Annotated in this window: 20 protein-coding genes; 2 read left to right on the plus strand and 18 right to left on the minus strand. The window is 37.9% G+C overall.

The annotated features are described in order from the left end of the window. Positions 1 to 159 precede the first annotated feature (159 nt). On the minus strand, positions 160 to 477 hold the full coding sequence (locus A0J48_RS18005; protein WP_200325441.1) for a DUF2605 domain-containing protein: 318 nt from the start codon (positions 475 to 477) through the stop codon (positions 160 to 162). A gap of 516 nt (positions 478 to 993) precedes the next feature. Here A0J48_RS18005 and thrS point away from each other — a divergent pair. Then, positions 994 to 2,814 (plus strand): threonine--tRNA ligase, encoded by a 1,821-nt coding sequence (gene thrS / locus A0J48_RS18010; RefSeq protein ID WP_200325443.1) that lies wholly within the window; start codon positions 994 to 996, stop codon positions 2,812 to 2,814. Positions 2,815 to 2,934: 120 nt separating this feature from the next. On the opposite strand, the gene A0J48_RS18015 is transcribed toward thrS, so the two are convergent. The 11 genes from A0J48_RS18015 to A0J48_RS18065 form a co-directional block, all read right to left on the minus strand. Beyond that, complete coding sequence (locus A0J48_RS18015; protein WP_200325445.1) at positions 2,935 to 3,786, minus strand: alpha/beta fold hydrolase; 852 nt, start codon at positions 3,784 to 3,786, stop codon at positions 2,935 to 2,937. Positions 3,787 to 4,173: 387 nt separating this feature from the next. Further along, positions 4,174 to 4,353: an SUMF1/EgtB/PvdO family nonheme iron enzyme gene (locus A0J48_RS18020; RefSeq protein ID WP_200325493.1), complete on the minus strand. Its 180-nt coding sequence runs from the start codon at positions 4,351 to 4,353 to the stop codon at positions 4,174 to 4,176. Between the two features lie 15 nt (positions 4,354 to 4,368). After that, positions 4,369 to 5,427 (minus strand): RNA-directed DNA polymerase, encoded by a 1,059-nt coding sequence (locus A0J48_RS18025; protein ID WP_200325447.1) that lies wholly within the window; start codon positions 5,425 to 5,427, stop codon positions 4,369 to 4,371. Continuing rightward, on the minus strand, positions 5,428 to 5,775 hold the full coding sequence (gene avd, locus A0J48_RS18030; protein ID WP_200325448.1) for a diversity-generating retroelement protein Avd: 348 nt from the start codon (positions 5,773 to 5,775) through the stop codon (positions 5,428 to 5,430). A 490-nt stretch (positions 5,776 to 6,265) separates the two neighbouring features. Further along, the gene (locus A0J48_RS18035; RefSeq protein WP_200325450.1) at positions 6,266 to 7,726 is read right to left on the minus strand and encodes a formylglycine-generating enzyme family protein; all 1,461 of its coding nucleotides are present in this window, start codon (positions 7,724 to 7,726) and stop codon (positions 6,266 to 6,268) included. A 114-nt stretch (positions 7,727 to 7,840) separates the two neighbouring features. Beyond that, positions 7,841 to 8,413: a hypothetical protein gene (locus A0J48_RS18040; RefSeq protein WP_200325451.1), complete on the minus strand. Its 573-nt coding sequence runs from the start codon at positions 8,411 to 8,413 to the stop codon at positions 7,841 to 7,843. A gap of 921 nt (positions 8,414 to 9,334) precedes the next feature. After that, positions 9,335 to 10,474 (minus strand): NAD(P)/FAD-dependent oxidoreductase, encoded by a 1,140-nt coding sequence (locus A0J48_RS18045; protein ID WP_200325453.1) that lies wholly within the window; start codon positions 10,472 to 10,474, stop codon positions 9,335 to 9,337. Positions 10,475 to 10,629: 155 nt separating this feature from the next. Further along, positions 10,630 to 11,085 (minus strand): photosystem II protein PsbQ, encoded by a 456-nt coding sequence (gene psbQ, locus A0J48_RS18050; protein ID WP_200325455.1) that lies wholly within the window; start codon positions 11,083 to 11,085, stop codon positions 10,630 to 10,632. Positions 11,086 to 11,385: 300 nt separating this feature from the next. Then, entirely contained in the window at positions 11,386 to 13,239 is a 1,854-nt protein-coding gene (locus tag A0J48_RS18055; protein WP_200325457.1) for an AAA family ATPase, read from the minus strand. 173 nt (positions 13,240 to 13,412) lie between these two features. Further along, positions 13,413 to 15,359, minus strand: a complete 1,947-nt coding sequence (locus A0J48_RS18060) for an ArsA family ATPase (RefSeq protein ID WP_234301001.1) — start codon at positions 15,357 to 15,359, stop codon at positions 13,413 to 13,415. Positions 15,360 to 15,395: 36 nt separating this feature from the next. Next, on the minus strand, positions 15,396 to 16,076 hold the full coding sequence (locus A0J48_RS18065) for a GvpL/GvpF family gas vesicle protein (RefSeq protein ID WP_200325459.1): 681 nt from the start codon (positions 16,074 to 16,076) through the stop codon (positions 15,396 to 15,398). Positions 16,077 to 16,234: 158 nt separating this feature from the next. Here A0J48_RS18065 and A0J48_RS18070 point away from each other — a divergent pair, with 158 nt between their 5' ends. Then, positions 16,235 to 16,552 (plus strand): gas vesicle protein, encoded by a 318-nt coding sequence (locus A0J48_RS18070; RefSeq protein WP_200325461.1) that lies wholly within the window; start codon positions 16,235 to 16,237, stop codon positions 16,550 to 16,552. A gap of 176 nt (positions 16,553 to 16,728) precedes the next feature. Here the strand turns inward: A0J48_RS18070 and A0J48_RS18075 are convergent, their stop codons facing one another. From A0J48_RS18075 to gvpC, 6 genes are all read right to left on the minus strand, one after another. Beyond that, complete coding sequence (locus A0J48_RS18075; RefSeq protein WP_200325463.1) at positions 16,729 to 17,067, minus strand: gas vesicle protein GvpG; 339 nt, start codon at positions 17,065 to 17,067, stop codon at positions 16,729 to 16,731. 90 nt (positions 17,068 to 17,157) lie between these two features. Then, on the minus strand, positions 17,158 to 17,898 hold the full coding sequence (gene gvpF, locus A0J48_RS18080; RefSeq protein ID WP_200325465.1) for a gas vesicle protein GvpF: 741 nt from the start codon (positions 17,896 to 17,898) through the stop codon (positions 17,158 to 17,160). Between the two features lie 56 nt (positions 17,899 to 17,954). Further along, positions 17,955 to 18,428 carry a gas vesicle protein K gene (locus tag A0J48_RS18085; protein WP_200325467.1) on the minus strand — a complete coding sequence of 158 codons (474 nt, stop codon included), beginning with the start codon at positions 18,426 to 18,428 and terminating at the stop codon, positions 17,955 to 17,957. Between the two features lie 108 nt (positions 18,429 to 18,536). Beyond that, complete coding sequence (locus A0J48_RS18090; RefSeq protein ID WP_200325469.1) at positions 18,537 to 18,983, minus strand: gas vesicle protein; 447 nt, start codon at positions 18,981 to 18,983, stop codon at positions 18,537 to 18,539. Then, positions 18,983 to 20,191 (minus strand): gas vesicle protein GvpN, encoded by a 1,209-nt coding sequence (gene gvpN / locus A0J48_RS18095; protein ID WP_200325471.1) that lies wholly within the window; start codon positions 20,189 to 20,191, stop codon positions 18,983 to 18,985. The genes A0J48_RS18090 and gvpN overlap by 1 nt, the downstream gene beginning before the upstream one ends. Positions 20,192 to 20,511: 320 nt before the next feature. After that, positions 20,512 to 20,763 (minus strand): gas vesicle protein GvpC (gvpC, locus tag A0J48_RS18100; protein ID WP_200325473.1); only part of this gene is annotated, 252 nt, incomplete at its 5' end.

Raw genomic sequence — 20,763 nt, forward strand, 5'->3', positions numbered from 1 at the left:
CTCACTCTTGATTTACGGTGATGACGAAGGTTAAATTATCTATTTGTGATGTGATATTTTGTAATCCTATTCAGATTACGGTAACATGGGATACATTATTTTTTTATGAAAATAATGTTAAGGTTTTTATCCTAACGTTCAGATTTATAACCTATTCAATCACTCTTGTTGTGATTGACGGTAGCGCATTCCCACTTTCCAACATTCGCCTAATAATTGATGCCAAGGCATTAATGTTGCCATATCTATCCCTACTTGTTTACCAGTTGCAGCAAATAACATCTTAGATGTATTTAGTTCTGCTTGTGCCTGGTTAACTCGGCTGAGTAAATCAGATTGCTCTTGGTCACTCATAAATGGGATTTTCTCATTTTCTAATAATTCACGAGATCGCACAAACCAATATTCAAAATCCTCTAACAATGGCTCTAGGACAGATTGGAGCAATTCAGGATTCGGTAAACCAGGGTTTCCCATATATGAGAAGCATATTTCTAAATATCTTATTAATATTAACGCTATTTACGATTCTTAACAATCCTTTAATTCTTCACATATCTTATTTACAGAGTAAAATCTGTGATAAGATATACAAAATACTATTATATCGTCTGGACAGGTGATTTGCATTGATCCCTGTGGTGTATACGAGAATCTATCTAAAGAAAGAGGTTACAGGTGACAGTGAGGGAATAGGGAATAGGGAATAGATAATTATTTAGGACTTACGCAAAAGAACGAAAAAATCATGGTTTCAGAGGATAGGTAAATGGAATGAGAAAACCCCCTACACCCCACACCCTACACCCAGTCTATGACTTACGTCACGCTGCGCTATCACCGATCAATTCTGTGCGTAAGTCCTGACTCTATTTAGTTTTGCTAGAAGTTTGTGGTTGGGCTAAATTAGGAGAATCCATAGCCAGTGGCTTATTATCTGTAAAGATATTTTTTGTCAACTTTATTTTTATCACTTCGCCTAAATAACAGCCGATGTCGCCAAACCAAGAAACCCAACCAGCAGAAAAAATCTATTTACCCCGCACCAGTGAATCAGAAACATTAAAAAAAATTCGCCATACTGCTTCCCACGTCATGGCCATGGCCGTACAAAAGCTGTTTCCCAAGGCGCAAGTTACTATTGGTCCCTGGATTGAAAACGGGTTTTATTATGATTTTGATAACCCAGAACCCTTTAGTGATAAGGATTTAAAAGCCATCCAAAAAGAGATGGTGAAGATTATTAATCGTAAACTTCCTGTTATTCGGGAAGAAGTCAGCCGTGAGGAAGCAAAAAATCGGATTGAAGCAATTAATGAACCGTATAAATTAGAAATTCTCGCAGATATCAAACAAGAACCCATCACTATCTATCATTTAGGTGAAGAATGGTGGGATTTGTGCGCTGGTCCCCACGTCGAAAATACCAAAGACATTAACCCCAAAGCCATAGAATTAGAAAGCGTAGCCGGTGCTTATTGGCGTGGAGATGAAACCAAAGCCCAACTACAACGCATTTACGCTACTGCTTGGGAAACTCCCGAACAACTAGCAGAATATAAACGCCGCAAGGAAGAAGCTTTAAGGCGTGACCATCGTAAACTTGGTAAAGAACTCGGTTTGTTTATTTTCGCCGATCCTGTGGGTCCTGGTTTACCGCTTTGGACTCCTAAAGGAACTTTACTCAGAACGATTTTAGAAGACTTCCTGAAAAAAGAACAGTTAAAACGGGGTTATTTACCTGTTGTTACTCCTCACATTGCCAGAGTTGATTTATTTAAAACATCGGGACACTGGCAGAAATACAAGGAAGATATGTTTCCCATGATGGCTGAAGATGAGGCAGCAAAAGCCATTGAGCAGGGTTTTGTCCTCAAGCCGATGAACTGCCCCTTCCATATCCAAATATACAAGAGTGAATTACGCTCCTATCGGGAATTACCGATGCGGTTAGCGGAATTTGGCACAGTTTACCGCTATGAACAATCTGGAGAATTAGGAGGTTTGACGAGAGTACGCGGTTTTACCGTTGATGATTCTCACTTATTTGTTACACCCGAACAATTAGATAATGAATTCTTGAATGTTGTAGATTTGATTTTGACTGTGTTTAGAAGTCTGCAATTGAAGAATTTTAAAGCGAGACTTAGTTTCCGTGATCCAGCCAGTGATAAATATATTGGTGGTGATGAAGTTTGGGATCAAGCCGAAGGTGCGATTCGTCGCGCTGTGCAACAATTAGGAATGGATCATTTTGAAGGTATTGGAGAAGCGGCTTTCTATGGTCCAAAACTCGATTTTATCTTCAGCGATGCTTTAGACAGAGAATGGCAATTAGGAACGGTGCAGGTAGATTATAATTTACCTGAAAGGTTTGATTTAGAATACGTGGCTGAAGATGGTTCACGTAAACGTCCTGTGATGATTCACCGCGCACCTTTTGGTTCTTTGGAAAGATTAATAGGGATTTTAATTGAAGAATATGCGGGTGATTTTCCTTTGTGGTTAGCACCTGTGCAGATTAGACTTCTGCCTGTAGGTGAATTGCAAATTGATTTTACCAAGGAAGTGGCTGCGAAAATGGTAGCTTTGGGAATTCGTGCGGAAGTTGATTTAAGTGGCGATCGCTTGGGTAAATTGATTCGCAACGCCGAAAAGGATAAAATACCAGTAATGGCCGTAGTAGGTGCTAAGGAAGTAGAAACCAATTCTTTAAGCATCCGTACCCGTGCATCTGGAGAGTTGGGAGCAATATCTGTGGATGAAGTTGTGGATAAAATGCAGGAAGCAATTGCTAATTTTAGCAACTTCTAATAATTAGTTAAATTGGGTAGAACCTAGACAACAAAAGCTGGCTGGTCAAAAAGTAGTAAAACCCAACCTTGTATCTGAGAAGAAGTGGTAGAGACGTTTCATGAAACGTCTCTCAACTAGCTAATTTAACTCAGAACGACGCACAAAGGGTAAAAGGTCTTGTAAAATCGTTTCGTGATAATGTTCCTGGGGATAATGTCCCACATTATTTAATTTAATCAATTCACCATCAGGAACTGATTTCACAAAACTTTCAGCCATATCTACCGACAACCAAGGGTCAATCATTCCCCATTGTGCTAAAATTGGTTTTTGCCATTCTTTAAATCCAGTTTCGATTTCTGTCATGGCTTGGTCGAGTTGCAAATTTCTAATTGTTGACAGCAAAGCGCGACCAGATGCAGAAGTTTTCAAGAACGGTTTTCTGTAAACATCTAAATCTTTATCTTCGATGCGATAACGACTACCACCTTCTAAGGTTCTATCAACTAATAATGGGTCTTGTGTCATGACTTCCCCTGCTAAAGGGAAACCCATTTGTTGAATTTTCCAAGGTAATTTGGCAGATGTGGAAATGGGAGTATTTAAAATCGCTATGTTGGCTATTTTTTCAGGATGACGTAAGGCATATTGTAAACCAACAGAACCTAAAAATCCTTGCACAACTAAGGAAAAACGTTCTAATTTTATGGCTTGAATGAAATCATCTAAAGCTTTGATAAATGCGTCGGGAGTGTAAGCAAATTCTCGTTTTTCCGGTGTGGCAGAAAAACCATAACCAATCCAATCTGGTGCGATCGCTCTTGTTCCTTGTGCTGCTAAAGCTGGTAAAATATTGCGAAAGCTATAACTTTGGGAAACTATACCATGTAGCAATACCACTGGTAATAAGTCACTTTGACCAATGGGTTCAGCTTCCCGATAAAACCATTCTAAGGAATTTACTGTTATCTTATGTTCTTGAATTGCCACTCTATTTTCCTATCCTAAAAATGCAACAGCACCGCACAGATGCCTAAATACCCTATTCCCTTTTATCATCCTATAAATGGGGAAGAGAATTTTTACGAAAAAATCTCGGATTATAAGAGGTTAATTTGTTGACGGCTATCTTAAACTCTGATATAATTTATTTTGATAAGGAAGAGCTATCATAAAATAATTAAATAAGACAATTAAATACTTTTGTCTGAATCAGGATATCCAGGATTTGAGGATTTACAGGATTAAATTATTATATTGGTGTTATATTGGTTGTAGAATTGGGTAAATCTTCGGTGATCGCACCTACCAACCTACCCAACCCCGGTTTATGTTTGGATATTGTCACCAACATCACTGGGACAGGTCTGGACTCTTCTATTGTACGCCCGATAAATTCCCATTTACCAGTTCTGACAGTTGAAGAGTGCTTGCGCCGGAAACTACCAACCGAAACCCGTTGTTGTTGTTCCTGTTGTCTGGGTTGTTGTTGTTACGATACGCAGAACGGCAATTTCTGGGGTTATTGTTCCAAGAACCACCGCGCAGCACCCGGATGTGCCTGTTCCATCTTCACAGTCTTGTGGCTACAAGAGATGCGAATATCTTTTGACGTAACCGCCAGGTATCTCCGTGTTCTAAATGGGCGATCCAACTCTGCACAGAGCGATTAACATCTTGATCAGCAATTATACCATTTTGATAATGTTTTTGCAATCGTTTTAATCTGCGTTTGCCTCGGATGAGGTTTTCTGATCTGAGCCTAATTCTGTCTGGTAAAATGCGAAAGCCAAGGAAATTTGCACCGTGTCGAGTTTTAAAGATTTGGGTTTTTGCCGGATGGAGTTTTAAGCGTAAATTAGCTAAATATGATTCTATGGCTAATTTGGCTTCAGCTAAAACATTTTTATCATCGGCAAATAAAGCAAAATCATCAACATAACGCACATATTTATTAACTTTTAATTCCTCTTGAATAAAATGGTCTAAACCATTAAGATAAACATTAGAAAAAAACTGACTGGTGAGATTACCAATGGGTAAACCACGACGATATTCTAAAGGCGCAAGTAAGTCATCACCAGGAAAATATTCAATGGCAGATATTTGAGGATTACTACTGTTAATAATTGTGTCTATTAACCAGAGAGTATCTTGACATTTAATTTTTCGGCGGATTAATATTTTAAGAATATTGTGGTCAATACTAGGGAAATATTTTTTAATATCGCACTGCAAAATATAGCGACTAGAACGAGCAAATTTTGTGAAGCGACGCAAAGCGCGATGAGTTCCAAACCCTAAGCGGTTGGCATAGGAATCATTGATAAATGTTTTATCAATAATTGGTACAATTACATTACATAAGGCATGATGGACTACTCTATCTCGATAGGGTGCAGCGGAAATGATGCGAGGTTTGGGTTCAAGAATACTGAAAGTTTTATAAGCACCTGGTTGATAGGTTTTTGATTTTAACTCAGTTTGGATTTTTTCTAGTTCTAATTCTAAGTTGTAATTAAATTCTAAAACATTCTCTCTGAACCGCTTACCCTTTTGTGCCTTACGTGCTGCTAAGATTAAATTAGCAAAATCTGTAATTTGGGGATAAAGATTACCATAACGTTTCATTTATGAATACCTGGCTTGTCGTTGTTGTTTAATCCAACCACCCAATTCATTACCAATTTCATTCAGCAATTGTCCCACATATTGATAGCGGCGTTCATCAAATAACTGAAAATCAAATAACAACCGGGTTTGATGCCGGATAATATCTAATTTCGCATTCAATAATTCTAACTGAGCTAATTTTTGTTTAGCGTAACGTGCTAAAATCAAACCTTCCAGCAAATCATAAAGCCCAGAGACAATTCTATCACCCAAACCAAATTTATGCTTTTTGGGTAGGCGGTCTAAAATGGGAACATACCACTTGATTAAATCGTAGGTTTTTTGGATTATTGGTAAATCTGACATTTTCTGTAGATGATGTTATCAATTGATAATTGATAATTGACAATTGATAATTATTTCAGTCATTGTCAATTTTTCATTGTTAATTGTCCATTATTGAATAGCCCAACTGTAGGTGTTTGGCAGTGCTAAACACCTACAAAATATACAAAATATATGTATATTACACCAAATTGTAAACTAACAACATCCTGATAGCGAAGCTCGGCGTTAGCCGTAAATCCTCAAATCCTGGATATCCTGATTCAGACAAAAAAATTCTGACTTTTGACTTTTGACTTTTGACTTCCCGAAGGGTGTCCTGGACATCCTGATTCAAACAAAATCCCCAAAATCCTCAAATCCTGATGCTGACACTTGACAAAACCCCATACCTCATACATAATATATTTATCGTGCCAGATTTATAAAAAATAATTCCAGTCGCCAAAGGCGACATCGGGGAAGGGAAAAAGAAAAAGGGTAGAGTGCAAAAACGCAAAAGCGTAAAGAACTAAAGAGTCCTTGCGCCGGAAACTACCAACCGAAACCCGTAGGCGTTGTCCCAGTCGTCTGGGCCGTAGTTGCCACGAAACGCAGAACGGCAATCCCTGGGGTAAGTGCTCCAAGAACCACCGCGCAGCACCCGACGAGAATCATTACCATCCTCATCATTATTTCTTTTTAGCCAAGCACTGCTATCATTGGGAGCATCGTTATGATCATCGTGCCAATGATCACAACACCATTCCCAAACATTGCCGTGCATATCATACAACCCAAAGGCGTTAGCTGTAAAGCTACCTACCGGAGTTGTTTTTTGCCTATATTCACCTTTAGGCTCTTCGTCATAGGTATAAGTAGCATTATAATTTGCTAACTTATCTGTGATAGTTTCCCCAAAGTGAAACGGTGTTGTCGTGCCAGCCCTGCAAGCGTATTCCCATTCAGCTTCACTGGGTAAACGATATTTTTTACCAGTGAGTCGAGAGAGCCTTTCACAGAACTCTACCGCATCATACCACGATATTGACTCAACTGGTAAATTATTGCCTTTAAAATATGAAGGATCGGGGTTTAGTTCCCGGTTTACTTGAGAACACTTGCTTACAACTGCTTTCCACTGCGCTTGAGTCACAGGATATATACCCATCCCAAAAGGTTGTACAGTCACCTGATGCTGGGGACTTTCATCTTTATAGCGTTTTGGTTCGTTTTCCGGTGAACCCATCAGGAATGTACCAGCAGGGATATACACCATGTCTAAGGTGACATTTTCATCTAGCTTTTCTCTGAAGTAATTTTTTTTAGTTGTGTAATTGATACTTTGACGTTTAATTTCTTCTCCTTGCCTATTAACTGTTATCGTATCAAATGCAGGAGAAAAAATCATCCGACAACGCCAAGCTGGAATTAGTTCACCATCATGCTTTTTACCTTGGATACGTTCTTCAATAAAATTATTTTTTAATTCTTGAGGAATAAATTTGTTAAATGTTTCTTCGTCAACATAAAACCAGCCAGGAATCTCTCTAATAATCCGTGAAAGTGGTGTCAGGGTAAAGTGTCCTATTATTCGGTCAAGACCTGATTTATCTGGTCTATATCTAACCTCTCCAGTTGTTGCAGCAATACGAAATATTAGTGGATGTTTGTTCTTGTCGGAATTATGTTTTTCAACTGAATTGCAAAAAAATTCGACAAATTGATAAGCAGTATTACCATCTTGAAATGAAAGGCGATAACCATCACCACCTTTAGAATATATTGCATCATATATTTTATCATTTCTAAAACGATTTATGCCTCGATTAAAAGCATCTGTTACCAGTTTCTCTATCTTATTTACAAATACTTCTGTACCGTCTAAGTCTATGAATGATTCCAGTTGACTAGTAATTTTTGAAGACTCAACAAGATCGAGTTCAACTATAGTTAGTTGTAAATCTACCTTGTTATTAACATTGTTAGACATATAATTTTTATTTTCAGTTAATTTTGTTTGTGATATTTATCATCCAGTGTTTTAGGGAAATCCAAAATCAAATTTTACAATAGTTATACTTGCTAATCAATGATTTGCAATAAATTACAAACTCCGATAAATAACTAAACTAACCATCAAAGAAACAGGAATTACTAAAATAGCCGCAATTAAAATATATACAGCATACTTAAAAACCTGAAACTTCAAAAATGCAATGCTAGAATTAATAGTAATTTGCCCAGCAATATCTTCATACTCTTTTTTATAAGGCTGCGTTATTTTACCTTCAAAATATTGCCTATTTATCACCTCTATTAGTTCCTTGGCTTTATATTTCCGCAAATCCCCATAGAAATATAAATTATCTGTATCCTGTGGTTGAGGAACAGACTTTTTAGATGGTCTTGTTTGTAGCCACAAAAGACGCTTTAAATCTGTTTGCGGAATAAAAGATAAAGAACAGATTAAAGCGCAAATACAAAGTAAAAAAGTGGCAAGCAGCAAACCGAATTTTAAAGAATTGGGAATATTCTTATCTGTAGCTAAAAGGGTAATAGTCGCTGTCAAACCTGCACCAGAAAAAGCCAGCAGAATCCCGTTTTTAGCCTCTGCGAACTTTAGCCACTCATTAACATTCTGGAAAATTACTATCAGCTTTTCAGAAACTTCATCCATAAAAATCGTATTTACATGATTTGGTATCTATGCTTGTAGGTGTACTGTCTTGTACTTAATCTATGACAAGTTTGTAGATTAGACGAATACAGAACCTCTTTTAAAATTATACCATGTAAATATACGGATTAAGCCCAGATTTCCATAAAATCCTCAAAAAACTGCCAGTATTCTGAAAATCTAGGGTTGGGGATTATAAGAGGTTAATTTGTTGACGGCTATCTTAAAATCTGATATACTGAATTTTGATAAGGAAGAACTATCATAAAATATTTAATTAAATATTATTTGTCTGAATCAGGATATCCTTCGGGAAGTCAAAAGTCAAAAGTCAAAAGTCAAAATTAAGAAATAAATGATGTCCAGGATTTACAGGATTAAATAAGAATTGATAATTGATAATTGATAATTGACAATTGACAATTTATTCATTATGTCTGTCCGAAAATTTAAAAAGTAGTCTGTGTCTGGCTTTGAGGATGTTTTCATGTCAGCCAGACTTCATGTAATCATGAGGACTATAGGAATCATATTTGATTCTTGAAAAACACTCCGTACACTTCCCCTGTTCCCTGTTAAGAGTTCCCTGTTCCCTCTCTACACAGATAATTTCAAAAATCAAATACCAGTCCTATAGAGATAGTTACTGTTAGTATAGCCCGTAAAAAAATGCTGATAGTTATTTCATAATCTGCAAACTTTTAAAACATATCATAAATTTGGTAAAACTAGAGAATCAATTCGTAACCTCATACTATTAATAATCTTGAGAATTCAACAATGGATAATTGGCAATTACCTATCCCTGGAAGTGAGAGGATTGGGAAATAGAAGAAATTTTCTGGTTTTTTTTCCAGGAAAGGAGAAGTTTTAAACCTTTAATGAAACAATTATCAATTATCAATTATCAATTATCAATTATCAATTGATAATCAAATTCTGCACTGCTGAAGCCGTCGCAGGTGCAAGTAAAACACCGTTGCGATAGTGACCAGTAGCTAAGACAACATTACTAAAACCTGGTAGTTTCTCAATTACAGGTGCTGGCCTACCTTCAGGACGGGGACGTAAACCAGACCAAGTACGGACAACTTTTGCTGAAGCTAAATCTGGACAAAAAGCGATCGCCTGTTGTTGCAAAGATTCCAATAATTCTTTCCTTGCATATATCTCATCGGTGACATTGGGAAATTCTACCGTTGCACCCACCCAATAATCACCACTACCCATAGGGACAAGATGAACATCATTACCAGTAATCACAGGTTGAAAATCAGGATTGCCTAAAATTCGTCCTAAACTTAAATATAAAGCTTGCCCTAAAACCGGACGGATATGTACTTTTCGATGTAACTGTGCAGTCAGGGCAGTTGAACCCAAACCACCAGCGATAATAAACCAATCTGCGGTGACATTACCCTCTGAAGTTTCAATAGATTTCAGTTGATCCTGAACTGTTGGTGTAATCTGGATTAATTGAGAAGATAGAGGTTGGTTACTTTTAACAGCCACACCAAACTTAAATTTTACACCATTGCGTTGAGCCGCATCTACCAAAGCTAATGTTAAAGCTGTAGGATTGAGTTGACGGTCTTGTGGAGAGTAGACCGCACCAATAATATTCGGGTGACTGACTTGTGGACAGAATTTCTGAAGTTTATCTCTGTCCCAAACCGCTAACTGCCAACCTTGGGATTTACGCACTTCCCGCAACTGTTCCCATTCTGTCATCACCTCCACACCACTGGTTAAAGGCCGTTCTGAATCTTCCGACAATAACATCACAATTCCCTGACGGTTACAAGGGATTTTGCGTCCCGTAATTCCTTCCAATTCAGGAAGCAAAGTTTCATAACGTTTAATGCTTTCTTGGCGCATCTGCCAAGCTTTACCCTTGACTTTATGGCTGATTACACCCATCAAAACACCAAGTGCAGCACCTGTTGAAGCTTGTGCTGGTTGGTTTTGATCGAAAACAGTTATATTTAAACCTTTAACTTGACTGAGTTGATAGGCGATCGCCGCCCCAACTACACCACAACCGACAATTACTATATTCATACCATTTATTAACAGCGAGGGGTGAAGAGTAAAGAGTTTCTCTCTTTACCCTATCACTCCATTACCCTAGCGTTTTGTGACTCAGGATTCAGAGTTATTCAGTTATCAGCCCCTTGAGTATTTACTGTTCACTGTTAACTGTCACCTGTCACCTGTCAGCTATCACCTTGTTCTGGAATCAATTGCAGAAATTTGTCAACATCTACAACAACATCTTTATAGCTGCTTAAAGCTAAACTGGTGTTACCTGTACTAGCTGCTTGGTCAATTTTTACCAGATGTGCTAATAAATCCTTGGTGATCTGTCTGCCTTTTGGTTGGTCTTGGGGTACTAAGTTAGGAATGACATAAGTCATATTTAGCCTAGCTTCTGTCATTGGGCCATGTATAAAATTGCCCACTTTAATCCATTCACTGCTGGTAATCAGAGTTTTCAGTTCTTCTGAGCGATCGCGCACAACCTTAATATCAGGAATATATTCCTGAATTTTTGCCAGTTGGGTCGGTGTGTAAGATGGAGGTGCAGTAGCAACACTAGGACTGCCACAGCTAATCAGAAACGTGGTAACAAGTACGAGAATCAGTGACAAAATAGAGCGTTGACGCACCATAAACTAAAATTAATTTACTGTTTGTTTGCGACTTTACAGTGTCACTCTATTAGCTTCAGTTGGGCGATGTCAACCGCTCCAGCAATATCCAAGCCACAAAGGTGGGTTTTGTTGATGTAACCCCACAGTTATCCTATGGTTAACTCAAAAGAACATTGTGCCTGATCAAATTCATAAACTCTTCACGAGTGCGTGCATCTTCTGAAAATACACCACGCATCGCAGTAGAGACGTTTAGCTCAAACGTCTCTAAAGAAGACAGACTTAATTTTGATTCCCCTAGCTCTTCCCAGTTCTCATCTAGGTAGTTGTTCGTTGCTGCATTAAAACTTGATAAGAATATTGGAAATCATCAAGAGTAATCCTAATAGCAGCCGGGTCTGTCTCCCCTTGCGCTCTAAAACGGCGAATTGCTTTGACAGCAGCCTGATTACACAGCAACACCAAATCTGCGCCATTCCAGCCTTCTGTCGCGTTAGCCCAATATTCCAAATCCACATCTAACAGCGGTCTTCCCTCGGTGTAGACTTGCAGAATCTCTAGGCGGCTGGCTAAGTTCGGTAAATCCACTTTCAGTTGTAAATCTAACCTTCCTGCCCGTAGTAACGCTGGGTCAAGGGCATCAGGACGATTGGTAGCACCAATCACTAAAATATTAGTTCCCGTTTCTAAACCATCCAACTCGGTCAGTAATTGTCCTACTACCCGGTTACTGACTCCAGAATCACCACTGTAAGTCCCCCGTGCCGGGGCTAATGTATCAATTTCATCAATAAATATCACACAGGGATCGGCTTGTCGTGCTTTAGCAAATAATTCCCGCACCGCCTGTTCACTAGCTCCCACCCAACGGGTAAGTAACTCTGGACCGTTGACACCAATAAAATTAGCTCTCGCTTGGGAAGCTACGGCCTTGGCTAATAAAGTTTTGCCTGTTCCCGGAGGACCCCAAAGCAAAATACCCCTGGGAGCTACAGCTTTAGTTTGGCGGTAAAGTTCTGGATAAAGTAACGCCCCTTCTACTGATTCCCGCAAGGTTTGCTTAATTGTCTCCAAACCACCAATATCTTCCCATTCCACATGGGGGACTTCCACTTCCATGCTGCGAAGCACTGCTGGCTTGATTTCTTTGAGTGCTTGTAAGAAATCCGCTTGATTGACAGTCATGGTTTCGGGAACTTGCACTTCCACGGAAGTAACCTGACGACGCAAGGCTGTGTAAGCAGCTTTTTGACATACAGCTTTTAAGTCAGCCCCCACAAATCCGACAGTGCGCTCGGCAATAAACTCCAGATTCACTGTTTCATCCAAGGGCATAGCACGGGTCAGAACTTGCAGAATTTCTTTGCGTCCATTAATGTCTGGAATCCGAAACAGGATTTCCCGGTCAAATCGTCCCGGACGGCGCAAGGCAGGGTCAAGATGGTCAGGGCGGTTAGTAGCTGCTAGGACAATCACACCTTGACTGTGGGAAAAACCATCCATCAAACTTAATAGTTGGGCAACTAGACGCTTTTCAACTTCCCCTTCCACCGCACTCCGGTCTGGGGCGAGGCTATCAATTTCATCAATAAAGATAATACAGGGGGCATTTTTGGCGGCTTTTTCAAAGATGCCCCGCAGTCTTTGTTCGGCTTCACCATAATATTTGCTAATCACTTCTGGTCCGACCAGGGCAATGTAGTTAACCCCCAGTTCTTCAGCTAAGGCGCGGGCAGTAAGGGTTTTACCAGTTCCTGGAGGCCCTACCAACAGTACACCATGTGTGGGTTCTAGACCCAGTTTAACCAGTAGCTCAGGGCGTTTTAAGGGAATAGCAATCAGTTCTTTGAGTTCTTTGAGAACATCACTCAGTCCCCCGATATCTTTGAGACTCATTCCCGAATTAGGATCAGGTGGTACTATCGGCTCGGATGAACCTGCATCAGCAGCAGGAGAAGAAGGAGAAGAAGGAGTGCGGATACGACTAGTCCCAACATCGTTACTTTTATTACTGCTACTATTCCCACGGGGAATATTGCCTGTTCTGGGAATACTGCTTAAGGGGCGGGAGTTAATCTGTACATCAGCTTTAACTTCTCCACTTTCAATTTTTTCTTCTAATGTTTTGACCAATTCTATAAATTGTTCAAATCCCTTGAATAAATCACTCATAACATTCCTCTCAAAATGAAGTAAAAAAATATTTTGGGGGCTACATTTAAAACAGGTAATAGGTGACAGGTGACAGGTGACAGTTAAGACAGTAAGAATGCAGGTTGCAAGGGGAGAATATTCTTTTTTATCCTGACTCCTGATAGCGTAGCGTTAGCCATACTCCTGTTAGCTTAAGCTCCACCCTGCGGGTGGCACTCCTGAACTCCTGATAGCGGAGCGTGGCGTAAGCCATACTCCTCAAATGCAAATAAAAGATTAGCTGCACATTTAATCCTGTCCATTGGTTCAACAGACCTGGGTAATTGAGGTAAGTGAATAATTGTTTGTTCTGGAAATAAGCTGTGATTGATTTTTAATTCTTGACTGGAGCGATTTTGCACCACATAACGTTGTTGAATTTCCATTTTTTTCAGAGATTCTGTTAAGCGGATATGTTCAGCTATAATCGCCTCTTCTGCCTGAATTACACCTACAAATTGGGTGTGATGGTGGTCTTTCAATTTCTTTTGAGCTTGGATAACTTGTTGGCGTAAATGCCGTAAACGCCCAATAAAATCAACTCGACCTAAAACATCTTGATATTTCATCCACAGCTTAAATATCCAAGATAACCAATCTCCTAAAGCTGATGGCATTGCCAAAAATTGTAGCAGATGCCCTGTAGGAGCAGTATCTAAAATAATTAAATCTTGCTCGTTACTTTCTAATAGATTTATGATGGTAATTAGGGATAGCATCTCATCAATTCCAGGCAACGCTTGAGACATAATTTGTCGCCAAGCTTCTGGCAGATAAGCAATATTTACCGTTGTGTCTGTTGCTGTTCCTTCCCCACTAATCATATCTGCCAATTCCCAAAGATAATCGGCACGAAATTGATCTAATATTTTTTCAGCATCAATTTCTTGTCCGCTTAAATTAGGAGCTAATAATTGTGGTTCATGTCCTAATTTTTTTCCAAAGGCATCTCCCAAGGAATGGGCAGGGTCTATGGAAATAACACGAATTCTTTGATGAGGATAATGATTAGCAAAAGCCCAACCCATTGCTGCTGATACTGTTGTTTTGCCGACTCCTCCTTTACCACCGACAATAATTAGTTGACATCCTTCAGCTAAGAAATCACCAAAGCTTGGTGGTATTCTTGCTGGCCATTTAATTGCTGGAGGAGGTGCAAGTTCAACTTGATCTATTTTTTGAATTTGTCCGGCTAGATGATCTAATGCTAAATTACCCAATGGGGGCGATGGCTGTTGTGGAACAATGAAAACAGGTTGAGTTGGAGAAATTTTTAAGAATTTTTGCAGGTAGTTCTGCTGTTCTGCATAGCGGTCTGGTTCTATATCAGCATTTGCCAAAATTCGATTGACTAATATTCCTGCATAAGGAACATCTAAGGTTTGTAACTGTTCTAAAAATCGCTCGGTTTCTGCTAAACACATGGGTTCAGCAACTGCGACTACTAAACAACCTGTAAAATGATTGTCTTGGAGTAGTCGTCTACCTTCTGATAATTGAAATTTGAGATCAGCTAAAAAATCATCGACTTCATCAAGGGTATAATTACCTGTGAAAGTTTCTGTGATTACCTGATGCTTCTTTTGGAATAATTCTAGGGAATTTAAAATTACATCTAAGAAATCTTTCAATCGCAATAAATTCAATGTATGTCCAGAAGGAGCCATATCAACTACTATGCGATCAAAAGTATTTTCTGATAACAAACGTTGAATTTCCAGCAATCCCATGAGTTCATTTAAACCAGGCCAGTTGAAATCCCAAACTGGGGCTAAATCTTCTCCATCAGCTAAACTTCCTCGTTCAACTAGTAGTTCTAAAAATTGACTATATTTTGCCCTAAATTCTAATAGCAGTTTTGGTGCGTCTAAAGCCTGAATACTCAAATTAGATAAATCTGCGGTTGGTGAAGCAGAATCTGTTACCTGTGAAAGTAATACATCTCCTAAAGAATGTGCAGGATCTGTAGACAGTAACAAAATTTTTTCTTCCGGGAAACGTTTAGCCCAATAACGAGCAAAACAGCAAGAAATGGTGGTTTTACCAACTCCACCCTTGCCGCTAAACATAACTAAATTAAGTAAATCGTACTGGTTCATAATTGTTTTAATCACAAAAAAACTCATAAATAAGCATTAGATAAAGTGGTAAGGAGGAAGACAATCTCCTAAACATAATTCCCAACGTGGGCAAGCTTTTTGCCAAGTTAGAAATTGTTCTAGAAGTAAAATTTTATCTTGAGAACTAACTAAAAGATAAATCCGTACTTCTTCATTTTGTTCTTGAATAACAACAGGTAATTGATTAATTTTCGTGATTAAATTAATTAAGTTTTGTTTTTCTGTAGCTTGGGCAATAGTAAAAGTTTGTTGGTTTTGATATTGTTGCTTTTTAGCTAAAAAGTAATTCCTACCTCTGGCTACCAATGGTTCTGTTTCTTCTAAGGGTCGGGGAATTAGTTTTAAAGCAAATTCGATTTTACCGTTGATTTTTTTTAGCTTATTTCTATATTCTTGTCCATGGGATTCTAGATAATTGAGTAGGTTATTTTGAGAATTAAAATATGTACCAAACCTCAAGGGTAAAACTGTGATTTGCTGAAAAAGTTCACAAATAACTCGATCATGAGATAAAGCCATCTGGATAATGTTTTCATCATTATTTTGGAATGATTCTAAAGATATCCCTGGCTCAACAATAGCTGAAAGTTGAGAACCATTAATCATTACTACTTGACTAGTAGCACCTTGGGGTAAAATCAGGGAGAAGCTAGGAGTTTCTAAAAAAGCATAGGTGTAGAAGTTTTTTAATTCCATATATTTTACCTAGATAAAACAGACTAAATTATTGGCAAAAATTAATTAGTAAAATTTCATATCTACTTAAGTAAAGAAGAAATTAAATTGCGTATTACTGAGGAGTTTACAATCACAAAAAGTTGGTTATAATTAAAAAAACTATTCAGGTACTTTTCATGAACAACATTCGTAATCGCGGTATGATTAGAGCTAAAGTTAGTACAATGCCTCGAAATAAATCTGATGCTTCCAGTCAGTTAGAACTTTATAAAATGGTGACAGAAAAGCAACGTATTCAACGAGAGTTGTATGGTATTAAAGACAGAATGTTTGTACTTCAACAACGGTTGGATGTTCTCAATAATCAAATAGAAGAAACAGAGAAAACTATTCATAAATTGCGTCAACCTCAATCAAGAACTGTTCAAAATATAGTCCGAACCAAGAAATCTACTGAACCGCATACTTACAATACTTTTGAGATTGAATATTAAATCTTGTTTAATTATTAACCCGCAAAAGCGGGTTTTTTACTTTCATATTCAAGGTAATTGACAGTTGAGGTTTTCTGGGAAACACATCCCCTTGAGGGGGTTAAAAAATTTGACAGCTTATGGTAGATAAACAAAAATCCAGATGAGAGTTTGACTGATAATTTAGAAAAATTTTACTAAGGTAATAGGACTAGATGTTTATCTTCTTCAACTTCTGCAACTTCTAGTGTAAATTGAGGTTGTTGTTGATAGTATTCCTCTTCTTCAGATTGTGCTTCTAAGCGGGCTTCCTCTTCCAAAGCTTGAATTTTTAAAAGAATTTCTTCTTCTTGAATCTCGAATTCTTCTTCACTAATTTCGCCAATATCGAAAGCAAGCTGCAAACTTAACAATCGTTTATGCAAATTTTCTTGAGCATCAAATTCAGTATTAGTCCGCTCTTGAATTTTTTCGGCGATCCAGACAACTCCACTAATTGGGCCCATAACTGGCGCTAGTAAAACTTTCATCAGCATAGTAATAATTCCTATTAAGTCTTAAAGTTCCTGTGGGAGAAAAGGAAACTTGTTGAGAGAACAGGTTTCCTCACAAATAAACTAGGTTGGTTATGGTGAAACAAGCTGGGCAAATGTGTAGGGAGCGGTAAAATTGTTGTAACGAATACGTAGCCGATCGCCAAATTTTTTGTCAATGGCTTCCACTCGATCGCTAAATACAGATTCACTTTCCCAAGGAATTAGAAATGCAGCATTGTATATCATGTCTTCCATCATAGGTTCACTTTCTACAACCTCTTTAGCTAAAGGATTTAGCTCATTGCAGAAAATTTGAATCACATTTTCTTTACGAGTCAGCAAATTGCTTTCAATTAATTGTCCAATGCCAATCACCTCTTCCATACTTAACTTTTTGCCTTCCATATTGTCGCGTTGCTGCTTCAAATCTGGATTAGATTCCATCATCTGCTGCAATTCAGATTTGGTATCCCAAATAATTTTAATACTGACTTCTCTTTGTCCTGCCAATTTTTGAAATAAATCTCGCAATTGTTCTTTATATGGTTGAATTAGTTGGATATTAATCGCTTCCCAGTCTTTAACAACTAATCCAAATCGCAAAGGTAGAAGAGTATAAAATCCTGCCTGCATGGTTTGTTCTAAAACTTTTTCATGAGTTAATAAATTGCGACGAGAAGCTAAATATTTTTCTTGACAGGCATGGGAATATAAAAAAGTAAATCCATCAACTACTTGACTATAAACAGGTTGTTTATCCAATCCTTGAATATCAAGATTATTAGGAATTGAGTCAGGAAAAATGCCGTACAAATAAAGACCACTATTCATAAGCTGCAAACTAATTAAACTAAATTTTACGATTGATAACCTTTGATGTAATGGGATTAAATTGGTTTCGAGGTCAAAACTAAATGTAATTTAGCGTGAATAAGATCCAATTGAGCTAGACCTATATCTATTTCACCGTCTACAACAATTCCCGTGTTTAAAAGCCGGTCAAGTAATTCTAAGATGGAAGGACTATTACTAGTTTCTCCTGGATAATAAGATCCAGGAGGTGGTAAAAGAGTACCAAAATCTCCTAAATTTACATTTAATTCAGCCGGATCAATTTCAAATATCTGACATAAATGTAAAATTTGTTCTTCCAACTTTTGCAAACTTTCTGCTGCTCTATCTAACTCAAATTCATTGAGGTATTCCTGCTCCATTCGCCGAATTACTTGAGCTTCCATTAGTTGACGTACCAATTCCAGCACAGTCAAAAGTAAAGGAGCTAAACCCTTTTCTTTATTAGATTTAGCAGCAGTGGTTAGTAAATCTTGAGAGTTATCAACCGAAGTTCTAACCATTTCCATGATGTCACCTACAAATTTATTATTTTTTTAATGCCCTGCAATTAATTATTCAAATTTTAGGAGTTATAGTTTTTATTCAAATTTAAATAACTCCTAAATTGCAATTAATTAGACATCAAGAAGGGAATCTATGGATAATGGAATACTTTCTTGATCAATTTTTTCAGAATTATCTTCTGTATTAGCTAAGGGAAGTTGCTCTTGCTCAATGGCAGATTTTAGGAAATTTATCTGCGTTTCTAAACTTTCTAAACGCTGTTGGAGGTGTTTGTTTTCTTCAACTAAACTTTGTGCTTTGCTACTGAGATAAGGGTCATTTTCCCACCAATTAATACCCATCTCTTTAGCTTTATCAACAGAAGAAATTAACAAGCGAATCCGAATATGTAGAAGTTCAGTAGAAGCAATAGATACAGATATATCACCAGCAATAACAATACCTTTATCTAACACTCTTTCGAGAATGTCTGCTAAAGTCGAACCTTGGGTAGATGTGTTAATAGTTCGACTTGAGTTGCTCTGAGGACGGGTTGGCAGTATGGGGGTAGAAGTCACTAATGATTCAACTCTTGAATAGTATAAAGACGATTAACTTTATTAACCAGAGATTTTTGCTCTAAGGAATGAAGAGCATTTAATATTACGTTACGTTCTAATTGTAAGGCTTTCTGAAGACCAGTTATTCCTTCGTTTTTTTGATGAAGTAAGTAATTATAAACTTCTTTTTCAAAAGGAACTACATTGTCTACATCTGGGGAAGATTGTTCAACTTCTGTTGGTAAATTAATTGCTTGAAAATCGTTCCTCGACAAGCCATCATCCATGTTAATAACATTGCTTAATGTCTGAGCCGATTCTGAAGCAACCTGGTTGAGTAAATCATGCAAAATAGTTGTACATTCGCTGATAGATAAATGAGTACGATTGAACAAAATATCCATCGCAATATCCCGAAACTCTTCATTTTCTGGTGTTACGAAAATATCGTTATCTGCACAAACTTTACCAATCATTAAACAAGACCGTAAGCCAGAAGTTTTCTCAGCCCCTGTCGCTAAACGAAATGATTTAACTAAATGCACAATAAAATGAGCAGATTCTCGATCTATATTCGTTTTCTGATTTACTATCTCGGTTTGAGTTAACTCATCTGGTTCTGGCATATTAATAGTTACCAATCTATCCATCAAAGCATCTTGTGTGGAGTGAACTCCGCAATATTCTTCTGGATTAGAGGTAAAAATAGCCCGAAATTGGGGATGAACATTCAGATATTCTGGCTGATTACTACTGGGAGGAAGACTGAGAATTTTTTCTTCTAATGCTGAAAGCAAAACGTTATTTACTTCAGGACGAGAACGGTTAAATTCGTCATAGACTAAGGTAAAACCTTCCCGACAAGCCAAAGTTAGTCGAGAATCAACCCAATTTTGTCTGAATTCATCTTCAACTTTCACAACACTGTGAATGTAGTTGTCCAGCAATTTTTTGTGGGTGTAACCAGATTCACTACCAATCAAATCCGAACTTTTAAATTCATCATCTCCAAACAGTAACATCACAGGTCTGCTGATGCAGTGGGCTAGGTGGAGGGCTAAAGTCGTTTTCCCCGTTCCGGCTGGTCCACGTAGATGAATAGGAAATCCTGAGTGGAGATAACGTAACGCCCGAAATGCTACTTTCTCAATAGCAGGTGTCACCACAAACTGACCTGGACGAACACGAAGAACGGCTCTTTTCTGATTCATATTGATGATAGTCATAAATTCAAGATGGTTAAGAAAATAAATAGCAAAAAGCAAAAAGATGCTATTTTTTGTGATTGAATGTGCTATAATTACTCTATATAGCGCATGAAGCGGAGAGCCTAGTTAGATAACTGTAGTCCAGTTAATTCTCAAATAGCTACTGGTCTTAGCTTGGCTACAGTCTAAACGTAGACTACCTATGTTTCACGCCAAACTCATTGTTGAATTTTATTATCCACCCCCTGATCTTCACGGTTTTACAACTATTAGATTAGGGGGCTTTAGTATACAGCCCAATTCTCAGACAAATCAACTCAGTTGATTGCAAGTATTAATTAAAGGCTCGATACACCAAAAACACTCACAAACAAATCCTGACGGAATTGACGCAGAGATTGCTTCTGTTCGTTAGCTTTAGCAATACGTTCTTTGGCAGTATTTGCTAAGAAGTCATCAGTTTGTTGCTCAAGTTGCTGATGGAACTGATGCAGTTGTTGTGCTTGTGCTTTGCCTTGAGCAATACGTTCTTTGGCAGTATTTGCTAAGAAGTCATTCATTTGTTGCTCAAGTTGCTGCTGGAACTGATG

Source organism: Sphaerospermopsis aphanizomenoides BCCUSP55 (genome assembly GCF_001586785.1).
GTDB classification, from domain to species: Bacteria; Cyanobacteriota; Cyanobacteriia; order Cyanobacteriales; family Nostocaceae; genus Sphaerospermopsis_A; species Sphaerospermopsis_A aphanizomenoides_A.